Below are 18,050 nucleotides of genomic sequence, written 5' to 3'. Positions count from 1 at the left end.
CAAAATAAAAAATCCTATCGACTTGCAATAGGACTTTAAGTTATAGTTTGTAAGGATTCTTAATTATTCAATATAAAATATTGGAAAGGTTGAAGCATGATGACTTCGTTATCTTTTAAACGCATTGGTTTCCCTGTCATGTAATTAGTAAATTCACCTGTAATCGCTACTTTTGAATTAATTGGTTTACTTGAAAAATTAGCAATATAAACTACTTTTTTACCATTTTTCTCACGAACAAAAGCTAAAATATTGGCATCGTCGTCTGTTTTAATTCTAGTATAGTTTGCTTTGCTTTTTCCACCATTTAATGCCAGATTTTCAGCTTTTAGCTTTCCTAATTTTGCTCTTAATTCCCAATCTTTTCCTTTTGTTTTTGGAATAGAATCTTTTTCGAAAAACTTCAAGCTGTGATTCAAACCATATTCATTTCCACTGTAAATTAATGGCATTCCGGGCATCACATAAGATAAAGCAGTCATCGCTTCTTCTGCTTTTCCTAATCTTCCTTTAACCGTTCCATTCCAAGAATTCTCATCGTGATTATCCACAAAATTCATTAGGATATCGTTAGCCTCATATTTTTTTGCATCCTCCGTCATGAATTTATCCCAATCTTTCACGGTATTTTTCCCTTGAGCGATTCTATTCATGGTGTGATGGGCTTCCCAACCATACGCCATATCAAACAAACCATCTTTTAATAATTCAGGTTCCCAAGCTTCTGCTAACATGAAAATATTTTTTTCTTTTCGCAATTGTGGAATAGCTTGTTGCCAAAAATCTAAAGGAACATTACTTGCCACATCGCAACGGAATCCATCAATGTTTTCGTTTTTAATCCAATGTAACATATCCGCTGTCATCTCCTTACGAAGTTCTTGATTGTCGTAATTCAAATCGGCAACATCTGACCAACCCCAAGATTTTCCAGTTTCTGGATTGATTGGATCGATGATTTCACCTTTAGCATTTTTTGTATAATATTCTGGATGCTCTTTAATCCAAACATGGTCCCAACCAGTGTGATTAGGAACCCAATCTAAGATTACATAAATACCATTGTCATGCGCTGTTTTTACTAAATTTCTAAAATCCTCAATTGTTCCAAACTCTGGATTTACTTTTTTGAAATCAGAAACAGCATAGTAACTTCCTAAATATTTGTGTTGCTCTTCTTTTGGCATTTCAGAAGCAAACTTACTATCATCGCCACCTGTTGCTTTTCTTTTGGTTTGTGAAATTGGAAAAATCGGCATTACCCAGATGATTTTCACACCTAATTCTCTTAATTGCGGAATATCTTTAGTGAATGCATTAAATGTTCCTCCTGGCGAATATTGGCGGATGTTTACTTCATAAATAATTCCGTTTTCTTCAACTTCGGGAGAAAATTTTGCGATTTCAGTTTTTGAATTTTCTGCCGTTTTTTCTGTTTCGTTTTTACAACTCGATAAAGTTAAAACAGCTAATGCAGTAACAATTGTCTTTTTCATTTTTTATAATTTTATTTTCCAAACATAAATTCTAATGGGATATGAATCCTTTTTTGCCAAGAAGCTTCGGAATGATTTTCACCTTCGAACTTTAAATTTCGTGAATTAGCATCCGTATATCCTTTTGCTTTTAAAATTTCATCAACTCGATATTCATATTTTATATAGAAAGCATCTAAAGTTTCTGTTCCGTAATCGAAATATATTTTGTGATTCTTAGCTTCGGGTAATTTCTTTTCCATATACGCGAAAAAAGATTCCGGAATTGGGTTGTTATCAAATTCTCTAAATCCAATCCAATGCGTTGACAAACAAGCCGCTTTTCCAAAAACATTTGGATATTCACACAAAGCATACATCGAAATCAATCCGCCCATACTTGAACCCATAATAGCTGTATTGTTCGCAGTTGTTAAAACCGAATACTTTTTATCTATGTATGGCTTCAATTCTTCCACAATAAATTTCAAATAGTCATCCGAATTTATTTTGCTGTCATCAAATGGAAATTGCGATTTTTTAGCTTCAATTTGAATTTTCTCTTTTAATTTATTTGAAAGTGATTCATAAGGTTTTTTTGGATACAAATCCATGTGACGTAAATTAGGAATGTTCCAAATAGCCACGACAATAAAATCATTTACTTTATTTTCTTGCATCAGCTGTGATGCAACTTCATCAACTTTCCATTCTTGTTTGTTCCATGTGGCTGTGGCATCAAAAAGCATTTGTCCATCGTGCATATACAAAACACTATACTTTTTTGTTTTAGAATAGTTTTTCGGTAACCAAACATCAACCGTTCTTGGCACAATATGTTTTGATGGAAAACTATCTACTCTTTCAATATTTCCTTCAAATTTTCCTGAGTTTTCAAGAACATATGATTTTATCTTACTTTGAGAAAAAGTAAAATAAGAGCATAATAGAAAGAATAGCAACTGTTTCATTTATTTCAATTCTAAAATCATAGACGTTTTACCTTCAATCGACAATTCGTTTTTCAAATCGACTGTTTTTCCTGAAAGAATATCATTTCCTAAAGTAAACGATTTGATATTTTCTTGAAAACGAATAAGATTCAAGTTCTGAGTATCAGTAGCATTATTGATAACCACCATAACCGTTTCTTTGTCATTGTGACGGAAATATACATACACATTATTTTCAGGAATGTAATGGGTTAATTTTCCGGTATGAATGACTTCTTTGTTTTTTCTCCAATTCAATACTTTTTTCGAAAAATCGAAATATTTTGCTTGTTCTGCGGTTCTTCCACTAGCTAAAAAAGCATTGTTTACATCACCTTCCCAACCACCAGGAAAATCTTGACGAATATCGGCATCTCCTTTTCCTTTATCGCCCGCCATTCCAATTTCAGAACCGTAGTACAATTGTGGAATTCCGCGCATCGTTGCCATAATGGTCATTCCTAATTGGTACTTTTTGAAATCGTTTTGATAAATGTGATTAAAACGACCAGTATCATGATTTTCTAAGAAAATCAATAAGTTATTTGAGTCGGCATACAAGAAATCGTTAACGAAATTCTCGTAAAACTTAATCATTCCGTTGCTCCAATCCGCTCTATCTTCATTAAAAACGTTTCCAAAAACATCATGTAATGTAAAATCCATTACACTTGGACAATTAGAATTGTAGCTTTGAATTTTAGCAATCGGACTATCTTTTTGCCAATACGAAATTTGGGCTTGATCGTGCATCCAAACTTCACCAACAATATTAAAATACGGATATTCGTCAGTAATTGCTTTTGTCCATTTTGCAATTCCTTCTTTATCGTTGTACGAATAGGTATCCACACGGAATCCATCCAAATCGGCATATTCTATCCACCAAATCGCATTCTGAATTAAATAATTCAACACCAAAGGATTCGACTGATTTAAATCGGGCATACTGGGCACAAACCAACCATCCATACAATATTTAGCATCGCGTTTTGAACCATTGATGTCGTATTGCGTGGTCATGCGATAATTGCTTTGTGCATATCCTGGAAATTGATGAAACCAATCATAAGTTGGCATATCTTTAAACATCCAATGTTCGGCTCCCCAATGATTCGTAACGTAATCTTTGATTAATTTCATGCCACGTTTATGCATTTCATCGGCTAGTTTTTTGTATTCTTCGTTGGTTCCGTAACGAGGATCAATTCTGTACACATCAGATTGTCCGTAAGTGTGGTACGAATAGCCTTTGTCGTTATCTTCACACATGGGTGTACTCCAAATTGCTGTTGCACCTAATTCTTTGATGTAATCTAAATTATTAATGATTCCTTGAATATCGCCACCATGTCTTCCTCCTGGTAAACTTCTATTAGCTTTTTCTTGTAATTCAGGTGAAGAATCATTGTTTGGATTTCCATTTGCGAAACGATCGGGCATCAATAAATACATTACATCTGAAGCATCAAAACTCTTACGAATTGCAGAATTTGGTCTTCTCTTTTTAATTTCGAAATTTCTCTTGAATGATTTTTTACCATTACTAAACGTAAATTGCAGGTCTTGTGCTTTTATATTTTTAGTATCAATCGTAACGAAAAGATAGTTTGGATTTTCGGTCTTAGTTACATTCGTAATTACTACATTATTGGAAACTTGTACCGAATTCTGAGCAATATTCTTTCCGTAAAACAATACTTGAACTTCGCTTTTATTCATCCCTTCGTACCAAAACGGTGGTTCCATTCGGTCAATTTGTGCCGAAAGCGAAAGTGTAAATAAGGTAATTAGTGAGAAAATTATTTTTTTCATAGCTTTTTTATTTAACCTCAACAATACTAATAGCATAACCCCCTCCTGCTGCTGTTCTCAATTGCAATTTAGTCTTATTGGTTACTTTTTGTTTTGAAATTTTGTAGGCTTGTGGATTGGTTTTGTAATCCGCGTCTGCAGCATCGGCGTAAATGGTGGCTTCGTATTTTTTCCCTTTTTCTAAGAAATCTAATGTAATGGTTGATGTTCTTGAACTGTAACCATTTGAATTTCCAACAAACCAATTGCTTGAATTTTTATCTTTTCGAGCGATGGTAATATAATATCCTGGTTCTGCTTCTAAATATTTTGAAGCTGACCATTCCACTGGAACATCTTTTATGAATTGGAACGCATCTAAAAATCGGTTGTAATTTTCTGGTAAATCGGCAGCCATTTGAAGTGGCGAATACATAACCACATACAATCCTAATTGATTTGCTAATGTTGTATTAACGTGTGAATTGTTGTTTGGATTCAATTTTGCAATATCCATTTCGAAGATTCCAGGCGTATAATCCATTGGACCTCCAATTAATCTTGTAAAAGGCAATAAAGTGGTATGGTTTGCTTTCGAACCACCAAACGCTTGAAACTCTGTTCCTCGAGCCGATTCATTTCCAATTAAATTAGGATACGTCCTGCAAATTCCTGTTGGACGAACCGCTTCATGTGCATTTACCATAATTTGATAATCAACTGCTTTTTCAATACAATATTGGTAATGATTTATAATGGATTGGCTGTAATGATGTTCTCCTAAAGGTAATATATTTCCAACATATCCACTTTTCACGGCATCATAACCATTATCTTTCATAAACTGATAGGCTTTATCTAAATGACGTTCGTAATTTCTAGTTGAACCCGATGTTTCGTGATGCATAATCATTTTTACGCCTTTTGACTTCGCATATTCATGAATTTCTTTTACATCAAAATCAGGATAAGGTGTTACAAAATCAAATACATAATCTTTTTCGTGACCAAACCAGTCTTCCCAACCTTCGTTCCAGCCCTCCACTAAAACAGCATCAAAACCATGTTCCGCAGCAAAATCAATATGGTCTTTTACATGTTTAGTATTCGCTGCGTGTTTACCATTTGGCTTAGCTTTGGTGAAATCGGTAATTCCTAATTGTACGGAAGGAATTTCATCGGTATATGCCCAAGAGCTTTTTCCTGTAATCATTTCCCACCAAACGCCAATGTATTTTACAGGTTTAATCCAAGAAGTATCCTCAATCTTACATGGCTCGTTAAGGTTCAACGTCATTCGTGATGCTAAAATAGCACGGGCATCTGAACTTGCAATTATCGTTCTCCAAGGCGAAACACTAGGCGCCTGCAAATACCCTTTATTTCCTTTTGCATCGGGTGTTAAGTGCGACTGAAAAACTAAGTTTTTATCGTCCAAATTCAAGTGCATACAAGAATAATTAATTAATGCGGCTTCGTGAATGTTGATGTAAATTCCTTCTGAAGTTTTTAGTATTAAAGACGTTTGAACCCCTGTATCTGAAAATTGCTTTTGAGAAGCATTATCGGTAACTGCTTTTTTAAACAATCCTCTAATTTCAGTTAGCTTACTTTCAGTAAAATCGTATTCTTGTGTATCGTAATCACCCGGAATCCAAAATGCGGTATGGTCACCAGTCATAGCAAACTCCGTGCGTTCTTCTTTTACTACAAAATACGTTAGGTTTTTTTGTTCTGGAAATTCGTAACGAAAACCTAAACCGTCGTTAAATAATCGAAAACGAATAATAACTTGTCTTTCGGTTTCATTTTGTTTCAGTGTTAGCGCTAATTCGTTGTAGTGGTTACGAATTTCGGTTTCTTCCCCCCAAACGGTTTTCCAAGTTTCATCAAATGTGTTTCGAACCTCATTTACCAATGTAAAATCATTCAATAATGACTTTTTATCTTTTTGAAGTTCTAAGCCTAACTTACTTTTTTTGATAACTTCCCTGTCTTTCATGAAAAGTTGATACGTTGGCGTACCATCATTTTCTAAAGCGAAAATCATTTTAAAATTTCCATTTGGCGATTTTAATTCTTGAGCATTCATCCCAAAAATCGAAAAAACCATCACGAATACTGAAACAAAATATTTATTCATATGTTTAAATTTTATTTTTTAGCGGTAACATATGGTGTCGCCTTTTTTAATCATAAGTGTTTGCTTATGCAAACTTTTTGTTAATGGCGATTTCATATCTTACTATTTAATTAATTGTGATTCTCCGTTTACAAATACTTCTACATCCGAATTTCCTTCGATAGAAACATTTGTCCCTTCTTGTCTTACTTCAACTTTTACAATAGCATTTCTGAAATTCACTTTGAAGGAATAACCTTTCCATTGTACTGGAATTTTGGGTTCAAAATGCAATTGGTTATTTCTAACACGCATTCCGCCAAAACCTTCCACGATACTCATCCATGTTCCTGCCATGGATGTAATATGCAGCCCTTCTTCTACTTCTTTGTTGTAATCGTCTAAATCTAAACGTGACGTTCTTAAATAAAAGGTATACGCTTGTTCCATTCTGCCTAAAACAGCCGCTTGAATGGAATGTACACAAGGAGAAAGCGAACTTTCATGAACCGTAAATGGTTCGTAAAAATCGAAATGTTTTTCCAATTCTTCTTTAGTAAAATGATCTTCGAAGAAATAGAATCCTTGTAACGTATCGGCTTGTTTGATATATGGTGAACGTAAAATTCGATCCCAAGACCATTTTTGATTAATTGGGCGTTGCGATTTATCTAAATCCGCTACGGTAATCAATTCTTTATCTAAGAAACCATCTTGTTGTAAATATACACCGTGTTCTTCGGAATAAGGAAAATACATATTATCTGCCACTTTTTTCATTGCAGAAATTTCGGCTTGTGATAATTTCACTTTATTCATGATTCGGGTATAATCCGATGGATATTCTCCTTCTATTCTTTGAATTTGCGCTACTGTATAATCAATACACCATTTCGCAATATAATTTGTGTACCAATTGTTATTTACATTATTTTCATACTCATTTGGCCCCGTTACTCCTAAAATCACATACTGATTTCTGTACGTTGAAAACGTAGCTCTTTGATGCCAAAAACGCGCAATTCCGATTAAAACTTCTAAACCTTTTTCTGGAATATAGGAATAGTCTCCTGTGAATCGGTAATAGTTGTAAATAGCAAAAGCGATAGCGCCGTTTCTGTGAATTTCCTCGAAAGTAATTTCCCATTCGTTATGACATTCTTCTCCATTCATAGTTACCATTGGATACAAAGCAGCTCCATTTTTGAAACCTAATTTTTCAGCATTCTCGATAGCTTTATCCAATTGGTTGTATCGATACGCTAATAAGTTTCTAGCGACTTGTTGGTCTTTGGTTGCCATATAAAAAGGAATACAATACGCTTCGGTGTCCCAGTAAGTAGAACCTCCATATTTTTCACCCGTGAATCCTTTTGGCCCAATATTCAATCTCGAATCCTTTCCTAGATAAGTTTGATTCAATTGAAAAATATTGAAACGAATTCCTTGTTGTGCTTTTACATCGCCATCTATGGTGATATCACTCATTTCCCAAATTCTTGCCCAAGCTTGTTTTTGGTTTTCAGTTAATTGTGAAACCCCTATTTCTAAAGCTTTTGCGATACTTTTTTTAGCTCCTAAAATTGTGTCATCATGATTCATAGAAACGGTATAACCACCAATTTTTTGAATCGTAGTTGTTTGACCTTTTGCTACCGCTACTTCATATGAAAATTGAATTTTATCCTTTGTTTCTTGAACACTTACAGGCGCTACACTTAAACTAGAACCTTCTAACAAAACACTATTTTGCATGAATGTAGTTGCCGTGAAATGCGTTTTGAAAGTTCTAGCCGTTACGAAAGCTTCGTTTCCTGAATGTTTTACGCTAATTGGTTCCCAAAATTTCTCTTCCCAATTGGCGTCTTCGTTATGAACTCCAGCGTCAACATAAGGTTTAAAAACGATTTTTGCATCCGAATTTAAGGCCGTGATTTCGTAATTGATAACCCCAACTTCATCCAAATCTAATGATAAGAAACGCTGTACTTTAACAGCAATTTCCGTTCCGTTTGCTAAAACTGCATCGAATGAACGGTAATAAATACCTTCTTTCATGTTCAACTCACGACGGAAATTAGAAACCGACTGACATTTGGCTAAATCTAAATTCTCACCATTAATTTCGATGTCGATTCCAATCCAATTGGGTGCATTTAGTACTTTTGCAAAATATTCGGGATAACCGTTTTTCCACCAACCTACTTTTGTTTTATCGGGATAATAAATTCCAGCAATGTAGCTTCCTTGAAACGTTTTGCCTGAATAATATTCTTCAAAATTAGCGCGTTGCCCCATAGCACCGTTTCCGATACTAAATAAACTCTCAGAAGATTTAACTCGTTCTACATCAAATCCTTCTTCTATAATCGACCAATTGTCGGGTTGTATATAATCTTGATTCATTTTTGTAATATGTCAATTTGTTAATGTGTCTATTCGTCAATTTCTTAACCAATTAATTGCGATAAAAAAGTTTCATCAATAAAGGTGAAATCTTTAAAATTATACTTTGCTTCGTGTAAAACGGTGGCATCTCCGATTCCTACACTTATCATATTCGCTATATTGGCCGCTTGAATTCCCGCTACAGAGTCCTCAAAAACGACAGCATTTTCATTGAAAACACCTACCAATTGTACAGCTCTTAAAAACACTTCTGGATCTGGTTTTGCATTGGAAACATCATTTCCATCAACAATAGCATCAAAAAAGTGCGTGATATTGGTTTTATCTAAGATAGGACGCGCATTTTTACTTGCCGATCCCAAAGCAATGAATTGGTTTTTACTTTTCAGATACTCCAATACGTTTAATACACCCGGAAGAATTTCACTTTCGTCCATGTCTACTAAATAGGAAAGGTACTCTTCATTTTTTTGAACCAACCATTGGTTCTTATCTTCTTGGGAAGCTTGGATGTTTCCCAATTCTAAAATAATGTCTAAAGAACGAACTCTACTCACGCCTTTTAAGCCTTCGTTATGTTCATGCGTAAATTCGATTCCTAATTGATGGGCCAACTTTTGCCAAGCTAAAAAATGATATTTAGCGGTGTCAACGATTACGCCATCAAGGTCAAATATGAATGCTTTTCTCATTGTCTAAATATCTTTTTGATCTCTAACTTTTAATACCAAAAGGGCTGCTAATAGGAAACTCACACCACTCATCACAATAGCATAAATCGCATGGTCGTTATAAACATATTTTACTAATGGACCACCAATTAAAGCATTTATAATTTGTGGAATTACGATAAAAAAGTTGAAAATACCCATGTAAACACCCATTTTTTTAGGTTGAATGGAGCCCGCCAAAATAGCATAAGGCATGGCTAAAATACTTGCCCAAGCAAATCCAACTAAAACCATTGAAAGGATTAAAGCTTCTTTGTTTGGCATAAAATACATAGAGATTAATCCGATTCCTCCCAAAACTAAAGAAAGTGCATGTGTTTTTCTTCGTCCAATTTGTTTTGCGATGTATGGTAATGCAAAAGCTACCACAGCAGAAACTGCATTATAAACTCCGAAAATAATCCCTACCCAATCTCCAGCGGATTGAAATTCTGGACTTTTTATATCATCTACTGACAACCCATAAATGTGTTGTGCAATAGCGGGAGTAGTAAAAACCCACATCCCAAATAATCCAAACCAAGAAAAAAATTGTACCCAACTTAGCTGACGCATCGTTTCTGGCATTTTAGCAAAATCTGAAAAAACATCTGAAAGTTTAGCTTCTTTGGTTTCACCTATAGCTTCTTTATGTTCTTTTTCGTCACTAAATTGTTCTAATTCATCAGGAGAATATTCTTTAGTTGTAACAATAGTAACTAAAATAGACACAACTAAAATAATGGCTCCTATTATAAAAGAATAAATTAAGTTTAATGGAACAGCTGAAGTTTCGGAAGGTTGATTACTAATTCCAAACCAATTGGTTAAAACATATGGCAACCATGATCCTACCACGGCTCCTATTCCAATTAAAGCGGTTTGAACACTGAAACCCAACGTATGTTGGTCTGCTCTTAAATTATCTCCAACCAATGCACGGAAAGGCTCCATGGCAATGTTAAAAGAAGCGTCCATAATCATTAACATTCCAGCACCAACCCATAGAGCAGGCATCAAAGCAATGAAAATTTCAGCTTGCGGCATTAAAATTAAACCAACGGATGCTAGGATTGCTCCTACTAAGAAATAAGGTTTTCTTCTTCCAAATTTAGACCAAGTGTTATCACTATAATGTCCTATTATGGGTTGTACAATTAATCCCATTAAAGGGGCAATTATCCAAAACCAGGATAATTCATGAACATCGGCACCAAAAAGCTGAAGAATTCTACTTGCGTTTGCATTTTGTAGGGCAAAACCCATTTGAATTCCCAAGAAACCGAAACTCATGTTCCAAATTTCCCAGAAACCTAATTTACGCTTTTCCATTATCGTAATTTATTGATTAATAAATCGATAAGCGTTGTATGTGCTTATCAAAACTTATGTTTTAGAAGTGAGTTACAAGTTTTGATATCACAAATATAGAAGGTTATTTCGAATAAATAATCTTATTTAATTAAAAAAATTTGATTCTAAATGGAAAAACAATTTATTTAATCAATTGATTATTAAAGATTTATATGCAGCTATTACGATTTCGTAGATTCTCGAATTATTAAATTCGTTTCGATAATTTCGGTTTTGTAGTGTTCGTCTTCCTCATCATCCAACTCTAGCCTATTAATAAGCATTTCAGCGGCTTTTCTTCCCATTTTAATCCCATTTTGACTAATCGTGGTAATGGTTGGCGTGGAATATTTAGAGATAATTCCATCCGTGAATGCTACTACAGATAAATCCTCTGGAATTTTAATCCCTTTAGACATTGCTAATTTTATGGCCGTTACTGCAAACAACTCATTAACAGCCAATATGGCATCGATAGATTTATTTTCTAATAATTCATTAATTTTCTCATCACAATGTTCCGTATCTTCAATTCGAATTATTAGGTTTTCATCTACTTCAATTCCATGATCATGCAACACATTTAGGTAACCATCTGTTCTTAATTTGCCAACACTAACGTAATCAACTGTAGTTAGCAAGGCGATTTTTTTCAACCCTTTAGAAATTAAGAAATGAGTTGCTTCATAAGCGGCTAATTGGTCGTCGATAATCACTTTATCACACAAAATATCATTAGAAATTCTATCAAAAAGGACGACAGGCATTCCTTGATTTATTACTTCCTGAAGATGATGAAAATCTTTCTTTTGCTGGGTTTCCTTTGATAAGGACATGATAAATCCATCTGTACTACCATTAGCCAACATCTCCATATTGATTACTTCCTTGTCAAAGGACTCATCAGATAAACAAACAATAACATTGTAACCACTTTCATTTGCGACTTGTTCGATACCACTAATTACAGTTGCAAAAAAATGATGCACAATTTCAGGAATAATGATGCCGATGGTCTTCGTCTTTTTGTTTTTTAAACTCAGAGCAATATTATTGGGTTTGTAGTTGTATAATTTAGCAAAAGCTTGTACTTTTAAGCGAGTATCCTCACTAATTTCTGGACTATCACGAAGTGATTTTGAAACGGTTGAAATTGATACATCTAATTCTTTAGCAATTTGCTTTAAAGTAACTTTTCTTCTCATTACAAATTAAGGATGATTATAAATTTTCAATAAATGTAACTTATTTTTTTGGGTATAACAATTATATGTTAAAAATTAGCCCAAATCCATAAAGTTTTCAACACGAAAACGTTTTCGAAAGGCTTTTAATGAAACTCAGTTTTTTTTATACACAATTTTACATAAATTTAACATTAGAAGTGAATTACAAGCGAACAAAAAACAATTTAATCTAAACAATTTGTATGAAAACACTGCAAAAAAAGTTATTGCTTTTGTTACTAATAATACCTTTCGGTATGTTGGCACAAAACACTCTTAAGGGAGTTGTTTTGGATGGTTCTTCAAGCCAGCCTTTACCGGGTGTTAACGTATTAGTGCAAGGCACAACAAACGGATCTACTACGAACTTTGATGGAAATTTCACTTTGACAAACATCAGAAAAGGAGATAAAATCGTATTCTCATATATTGGGTTTAAAGATCAAACCTTAATATATGAAAATCAAAATACAATAACGATTACCCTACAAGAAGACCAACAAGAATTGAGAGATGTTGTTGTTATTGGTTATGGAACTACAACTAGAAAAGACGCAACAGGTTCACTAACATCAATCACTTCTAAAGACTTCAACAAAGGAGCTATCGTTTCCGCTGACCAATTATTAACTGGAAAAGCGCCAGGAGTCAGAATAACTAATAACGGAGGACAACCAGATTCATCTCCAAACATAAGAATTAGAGGAGGTTCATCGTTAAGTGCAAATAGTAGTCCCTTAATTGTAATAGACGGAGTACCTGTTGACAACACAACACCTGCAGGGGTATCAAATCCTCTTTCTCTTATTAATCCTAACGATATTGAGAGCTTTACTGTTCTTAAAGATGCCTCTGCAACAGCAATATATGGTTCAAGAGCCTCTAATGGAGTAATAATTATTACAACAAAAAAAGGAATCAAAGGAACGCCAGAGTTCAATTATTCATCAAATGTTTCATTTGGAAATGTTTCAAAAAAAATTGAAGTTATGGACGGTGCGACTTTCTCAAAGTTCATCCAAGAATATCACCCAAATTTAGTAAATAGTCTTGGAATTGCAGACCCAAATGCTCCTATTGGAACTGTTGACGATCCATCCACTCCTAATATTATTGAAGGAAGGATTTTAGCTGATACGGATTGGCAAGATGCTATTTTTAGAAATTCAATTTCTACCGATCACAATTTTAGCGGAAGAGCTAATCTTTTTGGTTACTTACCTTTCAGAGCATCTGTTGGTTACACAAGAAATGAAGGTGTTGTTAAGACAAATGATTATGAGCGATTTTCATATTCTATAAAAATGAATCCTAATATGCTTAACAATCACCTAAAACTAGATGTTAATGCAAAAGGTATTGTAACCGATAAAAATGCAATTGATGAAGGTGGTGCTTTAGGAGGAGCAATCAACATGGATCCAACTAAACCTATATATGATTCAAATAGTCCTTTTGGTGGTTATTATCAAACTACAACAACTAACAACCCCAATGTCCTGAGTGGTCAATACAATCCTCTAGCTTTATTAGAGCAAAGACAAAGACCTGAACGTTCACTTCGTTTTCTAGGAAATATAGAAATGGATTATAAAATGCACTTTTTACCTGAACTGAGAGCTGTAGTGAATTTAGGATTGGATGCATCAGAATCAAAAATTAGAGAAACGTTTTCCAATAACGCAATTGCAACTTATAATGGAGCAAATGTGGTTTTTAATCCTGGAAAAAACTACGAAGAAAACCAAACAATAACAAACACCACACTAGATAGTTACTTAGTTTACACAAAAGAACTTGACGGTTTGTTAAGAAAATTCGACATCCAAGGTGGTTATTCTTACCAAAATTTTAAAAATGATGGTAATAAAGAAATATATCAGTATAATCCAACAACAGGTATTAGGGAATTAGTTATTAATCCAAATAATTTAAATAACAGATACTATAACGAACTTAATCTACAATCCTTCTTTGGGCGAACTAATTTAGACTTTGCTAATAAATACTTAATTACCCTTTCATTTAGAGCCGACGGTTCTTCTTTATTCAACGAAGAAAACAGATGGGGATTTTTTCCGGCTGCCGCATTTGCATGGAAATTAAAAGAAGAAGACTTTCTTAAAAACGCAAATTTTATAAATGATTTAAAGCTTCGTTTAAGCGCAGGTAAAACAGGTCAACAAGACATAACTGGACAAGTAGGATTTTACCCTTCAATCCCATTATTTTCAATAGGTAGCATAACAAGTCAATATCTTCCTGGATCAAACTTATACTCTGCACTTCCTTTTAATGCTGATTTAACATGGGAGAAAACAACAACACTAAATGCAGGTTTGGATTTCAATTTCTTTAAAAATAATTTGATTAGTGGTGCCTTTGATATTTACCTAAATAAAACAACTGATTTATTAGCACAAGTACCAACTGCTCCAGGTCAATATTTAAGAGATAGTTTTATAACTAACGTTGGTGAGACCGAAGGAAGAGGTTTTGAACTTGACTTAAATATTAAACCGATTTCTAATGACATTTCAACACTTGAATTTTATTCCAACATAGCTTATAATCATGTTAAAATAACCAATCTTGGAGATGTAGAAAGAATCAATGCTGGTGGAGGCCTACCAACAGGGACAAATGTAAATACGCAAGTGCATGCTTTAGGCTATCAACCTGGTGCTTTTTGGTTGTTCCAACAATTATATGATTCAAACGGAAATGTAATTCCTGGTGCTTTTGTAGATAGAAATGATGATGGACAAATTACAAATGATGATAGGTATTATATAAAAAGAACTCCTAACTGGACTTTTGGATTTGGGTTCAACTACAACTATAAAAACTGGGATTTCGGAACTAGTTTTAGAGGGCAAATTGGTGGGCAAACCTACAATTCAAGAATACTTACATCAGGTTGGATAGATGCCTCTGTACCAACAAACTCTAATAGCTTATCAAATGTGCTTGATTTTTATGCTGGTGAAGCAAACCCAGATTTCATAAATTTTAATGGAAATGAAAAATTCTCCGATTATATGATTGAAGACGCTTCTTTTCTACGTTGTGAGAACATTGTATTGGGATATCGTTTTAACAAACTATATAAAGACTCTTCATTGAGAGTATATGGAGCTATCAACAATGCATTCATTGTTACCAAATATTCAGGTCAAGATCCTGAAAACTTTGGAGGTATTGATAACAATTTTTATCCAAGACCACGCGTATATACCGTTGGTTTAAGTTTAGATTTCTAAAAATTATACTATGAAAAAAATAAAATTATTTAGTTTAATTACTTTGTTTTCAGTTTCATTATCTTGTACTGATGATTTGAACACTGAGCCAAAAGTAGAACTTTCACTAGAGCAACTCTTGACACAAGATCCTAATGCAATTAATGGAATTATGTCTAAACTATATGGCTCGTTCGCTTTATCAGGACCTAATGGCCCTGGCAGTTCGGATATTAGTGATGACCCAGGAGAATCTCCATTTTTAAGAGGAATTATTAACCTACAAGATTTTACGGCAGATGGAATGAAAAACCGCTGGGGTGACGACGGTTTAGACCAATTAACGACTGCTTCAAATTGGGACGAAAATAATAAATTCTTCAGATATCTGTACAACAGAGTATATTACACCGTACCTCAGTGTAACAATTTATTGGTCGTTCTAAACTCGGTAGATGTTGCAAATAAAGATCAAGTAATTGCAGAAGTTCGATTTTTACGCTCACTTGCTTATTATTACATGATTGATTGCTTTGGAAAGGGAGTATTAGTTACAGAAGCTGAAAATGGAATTTCAAATCCACTACCAGAAGCCTCAAGAACAGAGTTATTTAATTTTGTAGAGAATGAATTAATTGCTGCTGTTGAAAATCTTCCACAAACCAACACTTATGGTAGGGCAAATAAATACGCCGCTTCGATGCTACTATCCAAATTGTACATGAATGCAGAAGTATATACCGGATCTCCTAGATATACAGACGCATTAACTTACATAAATAAAGTAATTAATGAAGGTGGTTATGTATTAGATGATAATATTACTGAAGTCTTTTCAGCAGATAATAACACCTCTTCTGAAATTATTTTTCCTCTAATAGCTGATGCTATAGTAAGTCAAAGTTTCGGGAACACCACCTACATTGTTAATGGAAGTATGAATAGTGCTACAATGAACACAGTGTCCTTTGGAAATCCAGGTGGTAATGATGCATGGGCAGGACATAGAGCAACAAAGGCATGGTATGGCTTATTTGGAAATCTAGCAACTTCAACAGATGATAGAGCCGATTTATTCTGGACCGCAGGTCATACTTATGAGATGACCGATTATAAAGAATGGACTAACGGTTATCCGTCTACAAAATTCAGAAACACTAACTTCCATTCAATATCTGGTACACCAACCGTGTTTTCAAGTACTGATTTCCCATTATATCGATTAGCAGATGCTTATTTAATGTATGCTGAATGTGTAGTAAGAGGAGCTGCAGGCGGAAACATTTCTCAAGCAGTTGATTATGTAAATGACGTTAGAGAAAGATCTAACGCTACCACAATCACCGCAGGAGATTTAACACTCGACTTTATACTAGACGAAAGAGGTAGAGAATTAAACCTTGAAGGGCACAGAAGAAGCGACTTAATTCGTTTTGGAAAATTCACAGGCGGATCATACCTGTGGCCTTGGAAAGGGAACACCTTAAATGGAACTTCAATTCCAAGCACATATAATGTTTTCCCAATTCCTTTAACCGCTTTACAAGCTAATCCAAATTTAACTCAAAATCCAGGTTATTAAAATTAAAAATTGTAATAAAATGAAAAAAATATTGAAATTATACACATTAGCTTTTTTAGTAATTGCTAATGTATCGTGCGAAAATGATGATCAAACTATCGCAACTGCAAAAGGTGGTCCAGAACTATTAACACCACTTGATGGAAGCTCTTATGTTTTAGATCCTGCTACCGCAAGTAGTGAGGCTACTACTTTAGTTTGGAACCATGCAGATTATGATGTACAAACAGCAGTAAATTACGAAGTAGAAGTGGCATTAGCAGGTACAGATTTTGCTGAAATTCAATCGGGAGGAACAACAACAAATCGGTTTATAGTTTGGACACAAGAGGCGCTTAATGCAGTTGCAACACAAGCAGGATTAACGCCTTTCACAGCAGGAGATTTAGAAATAAGAATTAAATCAACTTTAGGAACTAATTTAGACTTAGCTGCCTACTCAAATGTAATCACTATCACAGTAACACCTTACACTACCGAGACACCAAAACTATATGTAATTGGAAACTTTTTAAATGCTAGTGGTTATGGTGCTGACTGGACTGCTAATAGTACACTACCAGCACTAGCTTCATCTGGTTTTGGACAAACTGACTTTGAAGGATATGTATATATGAATGTTTCAAGTCCTGAATTTAAATTGTTACCAACAAATGTTAATTTTGACGGAGATTATGGAGATGACGGAAGTTTTTCAGGAACTTTATTACAAACTGGCGAATCAAACATTCTGCTGTCAGCTAGTGGATACTATAGAATAACTGCTAATACAGACCCAACAGTTCTTAGTTATAATGTTGAAGCTACTAGATGGGCTATAACAGGTTCGGCAACTCCACTTGGATGGCCAGATAATGGTGTAGTTGATCAAGATTTAACTTACAATCCAACAACAAAAAAATGGGAAATAATCATACCACTAACAGCGGGTGGAAATCAATTTAAATTTAGAGCAAATGATGCTTGGACTTTAAATTATGGAGATGATGGAAATGACGGAACACTAGAGTTCAACAGTGGAAGCAATTTAAGTGTATCTGCTAGCGGAACTTATTTAGTTGAATTAGATTTAAGCAATCCAAGAAACTATACTTGGACAGCAACGCTTCAATAGATTAACACAAGGGTTGTCCTAAAAAAGACAA

Annotated in this window: 11 protein-coding genes; 3 read left to right on the top strand and 8 right to left on the bottom strand. The window is 34.3% G+C overall.

The genetic code is table 11. The features are described from left to right. Positions 1 to 59 precede the first annotated feature (59 nt). The 8 genes from BUE95_RS05280 to BUE95_RS05245 all read right to left on the bottom strand — a co-directional run bounded on the left by BUE95_RS05280 (position 60) and on the right by BUE95_RS05245 (position 12,060). On the bottom strand, positions 60 to 1,496 hold the full coding sequence (locus BUE95_RS05280; protein WP_073582091.1) for an alpha-amylase family glycosyl hydrolase: 1,437 nt from the start codon (positions 1,494 to 1,496) through the stop codon (positions 60 to 62). Positions 1,497 to 1,507: 11 nt separating this feature from the next. Next, positions 1,508 to 2,446 (bottom strand): alpha/beta hydrolase, encoded by a 939-nt coding sequence (locus tag BUE95_RS05275; protein ID WP_073582089.1) that lies wholly within the window; start codon positions 2,444 to 2,446, stop codon positions 1,508 to 1,510. Further along, the gene (locus tag BUE95_RS05270) at positions 2,447 to 4,282 is read right to left on the bottom strand and encodes a glycoside hydrolase family 13 protein (RefSeq protein WP_073582466.1); all 1,836 of its coding nucleotides are present in this window, start codon (positions 4,280 to 4,282) and stop codon (positions 2,447 to 2,449) included. Positions 4,283 to 4,289: 7 nt separating this feature from the next. Continuing rightward, on the bottom strand, positions 4,290 to 6,404 hold the full coding sequence (locus tag BUE95_RS05265; RefSeq protein WP_073582087.1) for a glycoside hydrolase family 97 protein: 2,115 nt from the start codon (positions 6,402 to 6,404) through the stop codon (positions 4,290 to 4,292). 102 nt (positions 6,405 to 6,506) lie between these two features. Beyond that, positions 6,507 to 8,789, bottom strand: coding sequence for a glycoside hydrolase family 65 protein (locus BUE95_RS05260; RefSeq protein ID WP_073582085.1), 2,283 nt, complete (start codon positions 8,787 to 8,789; stop codon positions 6,507 to 6,509). Between the two features lie 44 nt (positions 8,790 to 8,833). Next, positions 8,834 to 9,484, bottom strand: a complete 651-nt coding sequence (gene pgmB / locus BUE95_RS05255; RefSeq protein WP_073582083.1) for a beta-phosphoglucomutase — start codon at positions 9,482 to 9,484, stop codon at positions 8,834 to 8,836. Between the two features lie 3 nt (positions 9,485 to 9,487). Further along, positions 9,488 to 10,834: an MFS transporter gene (locus BUE95_RS05250; protein WP_073582081.1), complete on the bottom strand. Its 1,347-nt coding sequence runs from the start codon at positions 10,832 to 10,834 to the stop codon at positions 9,488 to 9,490. A 203-nt stretch (positions 10,835 to 11,037) separates the two neighbouring features. After that, positions 11,038 to 12,060, bottom strand: a complete 1,023-nt coding sequence (locus BUE95_RS05245) for a LacI family DNA-binding transcriptional regulator (protein WP_073582079.1) — start codon at positions 12,058 to 12,060, stop codon at positions 11,038 to 11,040. Positions 12,061 to 12,284: 224 nt separating this feature from the next. On the opposite strand from BUE95_RS05245, the gene BUE95_RS05240 reads away from it, so the two are divergent. Genes BUE95_RS05240 through BUE95_RS05230 form a run of 3 tightly spaced genes read left to right on the top strand, consistent with a single transcriptional unit; the run spans position 12,285 to position 18,019 of the window. Then, positions 12,285 to 15,344, top strand: coding sequence for a SusC/RagA family TonB-linked outer membrane protein (locus BUE95_RS05240; protein WP_073582077.1), 3,060 nt, complete (start codon positions 12,285 to 12,287; stop codon positions 15,342 to 15,344). A gap of 10 nt (positions 15,345 to 15,354) precedes the next feature. Continuing rightward, positions 15,355 to 16,905 (top strand): RagB/SusD family nutrient uptake outer membrane protein, encoded by a 1,551-nt coding sequence (locus BUE95_RS05235; RefSeq protein WP_073582075.1) that lies wholly within the window; start codon positions 15,355 to 15,357, stop codon positions 16,903 to 16,905. A gap of 19 nt (positions 16,906 to 16,924) precedes the next feature. Beyond that, positions 16,925 to 18,019, top strand: a complete 1,095-nt coding sequence (locus BUE95_RS05230; RefSeq protein WP_073582073.1) for a SusE domain-containing protein — start codon at positions 16,925 to 16,927, stop codon at positions 18,017 to 18,019. Positions 18,020 to 18,050: the final 31 nt, after the last annotated feature.

The organism is Flavobacterium cucumis (assembly GCF_900148835.1).
Lineage (GTDB): Bacteria > Bacteroidota > Bacteroidia > Flavobacteriales > Flavobacteriaceae > Flavobacterium > Flavobacterium cucumis.
Note: the sequence above shows the minus strand (reverse complement) of the source record. Positions and strands in the feature narration are given on the sequence as shown.

Excerpts from the sequence above, each read along its gene's own strand:
- BUE95_RS05280 (WP_073582091.1), bottom strand. The coding sequence starts at position 1,496 with ATGAAAAAGACAATTGTTACTGCATTAGCTGTTTTAACTTTATCGAGT.
- BUE95_RS05275 (WP_073582089.1), bottom strand. The coding sequence starts at position 2,446 with ATGAAACAGTTGCTATTCTTTCTATTATGCTCTTATTTTACTTTTTCT.
- BUE95_RS05270 (WP_073582466.1), bottom strand. The coding sequence starts at position 4,282 with ATGAAAAAAATAATTTTCTCACTAATTACCTTATTTACACTTTCGCTT.
- BUE95_RS05265 (WP_073582087.1), bottom strand. The coding sequence starts at position 6,404 with ATGAATAAATATTTTGTTTCAGTATTCGTGATGGTTTTTTCGATTTTT.
- BUE95_RS05260 (WP_073582085.1), bottom strand. The coding sequence starts at position 8,789 with ATGAATCAAGATTATATACAACCCGACAATTGGTCGATTATAGAAGAA.
- pgmB (WP_073582083.1), bottom strand. The coding sequence starts at position 9,484 with ATGAGAAAAGCATTCATATTTGACCTTGATGGCGTAATCGTTGACACC.
- BUE95_RS05250 (WP_073582081.1), bottom strand. The coding sequence starts at position 10,834 with ATGGAAAAGCGTAAATTAGGTTTCTGGGAAATTTGGAACATGAGTTTC.
- BUE95_RS05245 (WP_073582079.1), bottom strand. The coding sequence starts at position 12,060 with ATGAGAAGAAAAGTTACTTTAAAGCAAATTGCTAAAGAATTAGATGTA.
- BUE95_RS05240 (WP_073582077.1), top strand. The coding sequence starts at position 12,285 with ATGAAAACACTGCAAAAAAAGTTATTGCTTTTGTTACTAATAATACCT.
- BUE95_RS05235 (WP_073582075.1), top strand. The coding sequence starts at position 15,355 with ATGAAAAAAATAAAATTATTTAGTTTAATTACTTTGTTTTCAGTTTCA.
- BUE95_RS05230 (WP_073582073.1), top strand. The coding sequence starts at position 16,925 with ATGAAAAAAATATTGAAATTATACACATTAGCTTTTTTAGTAATTGCT.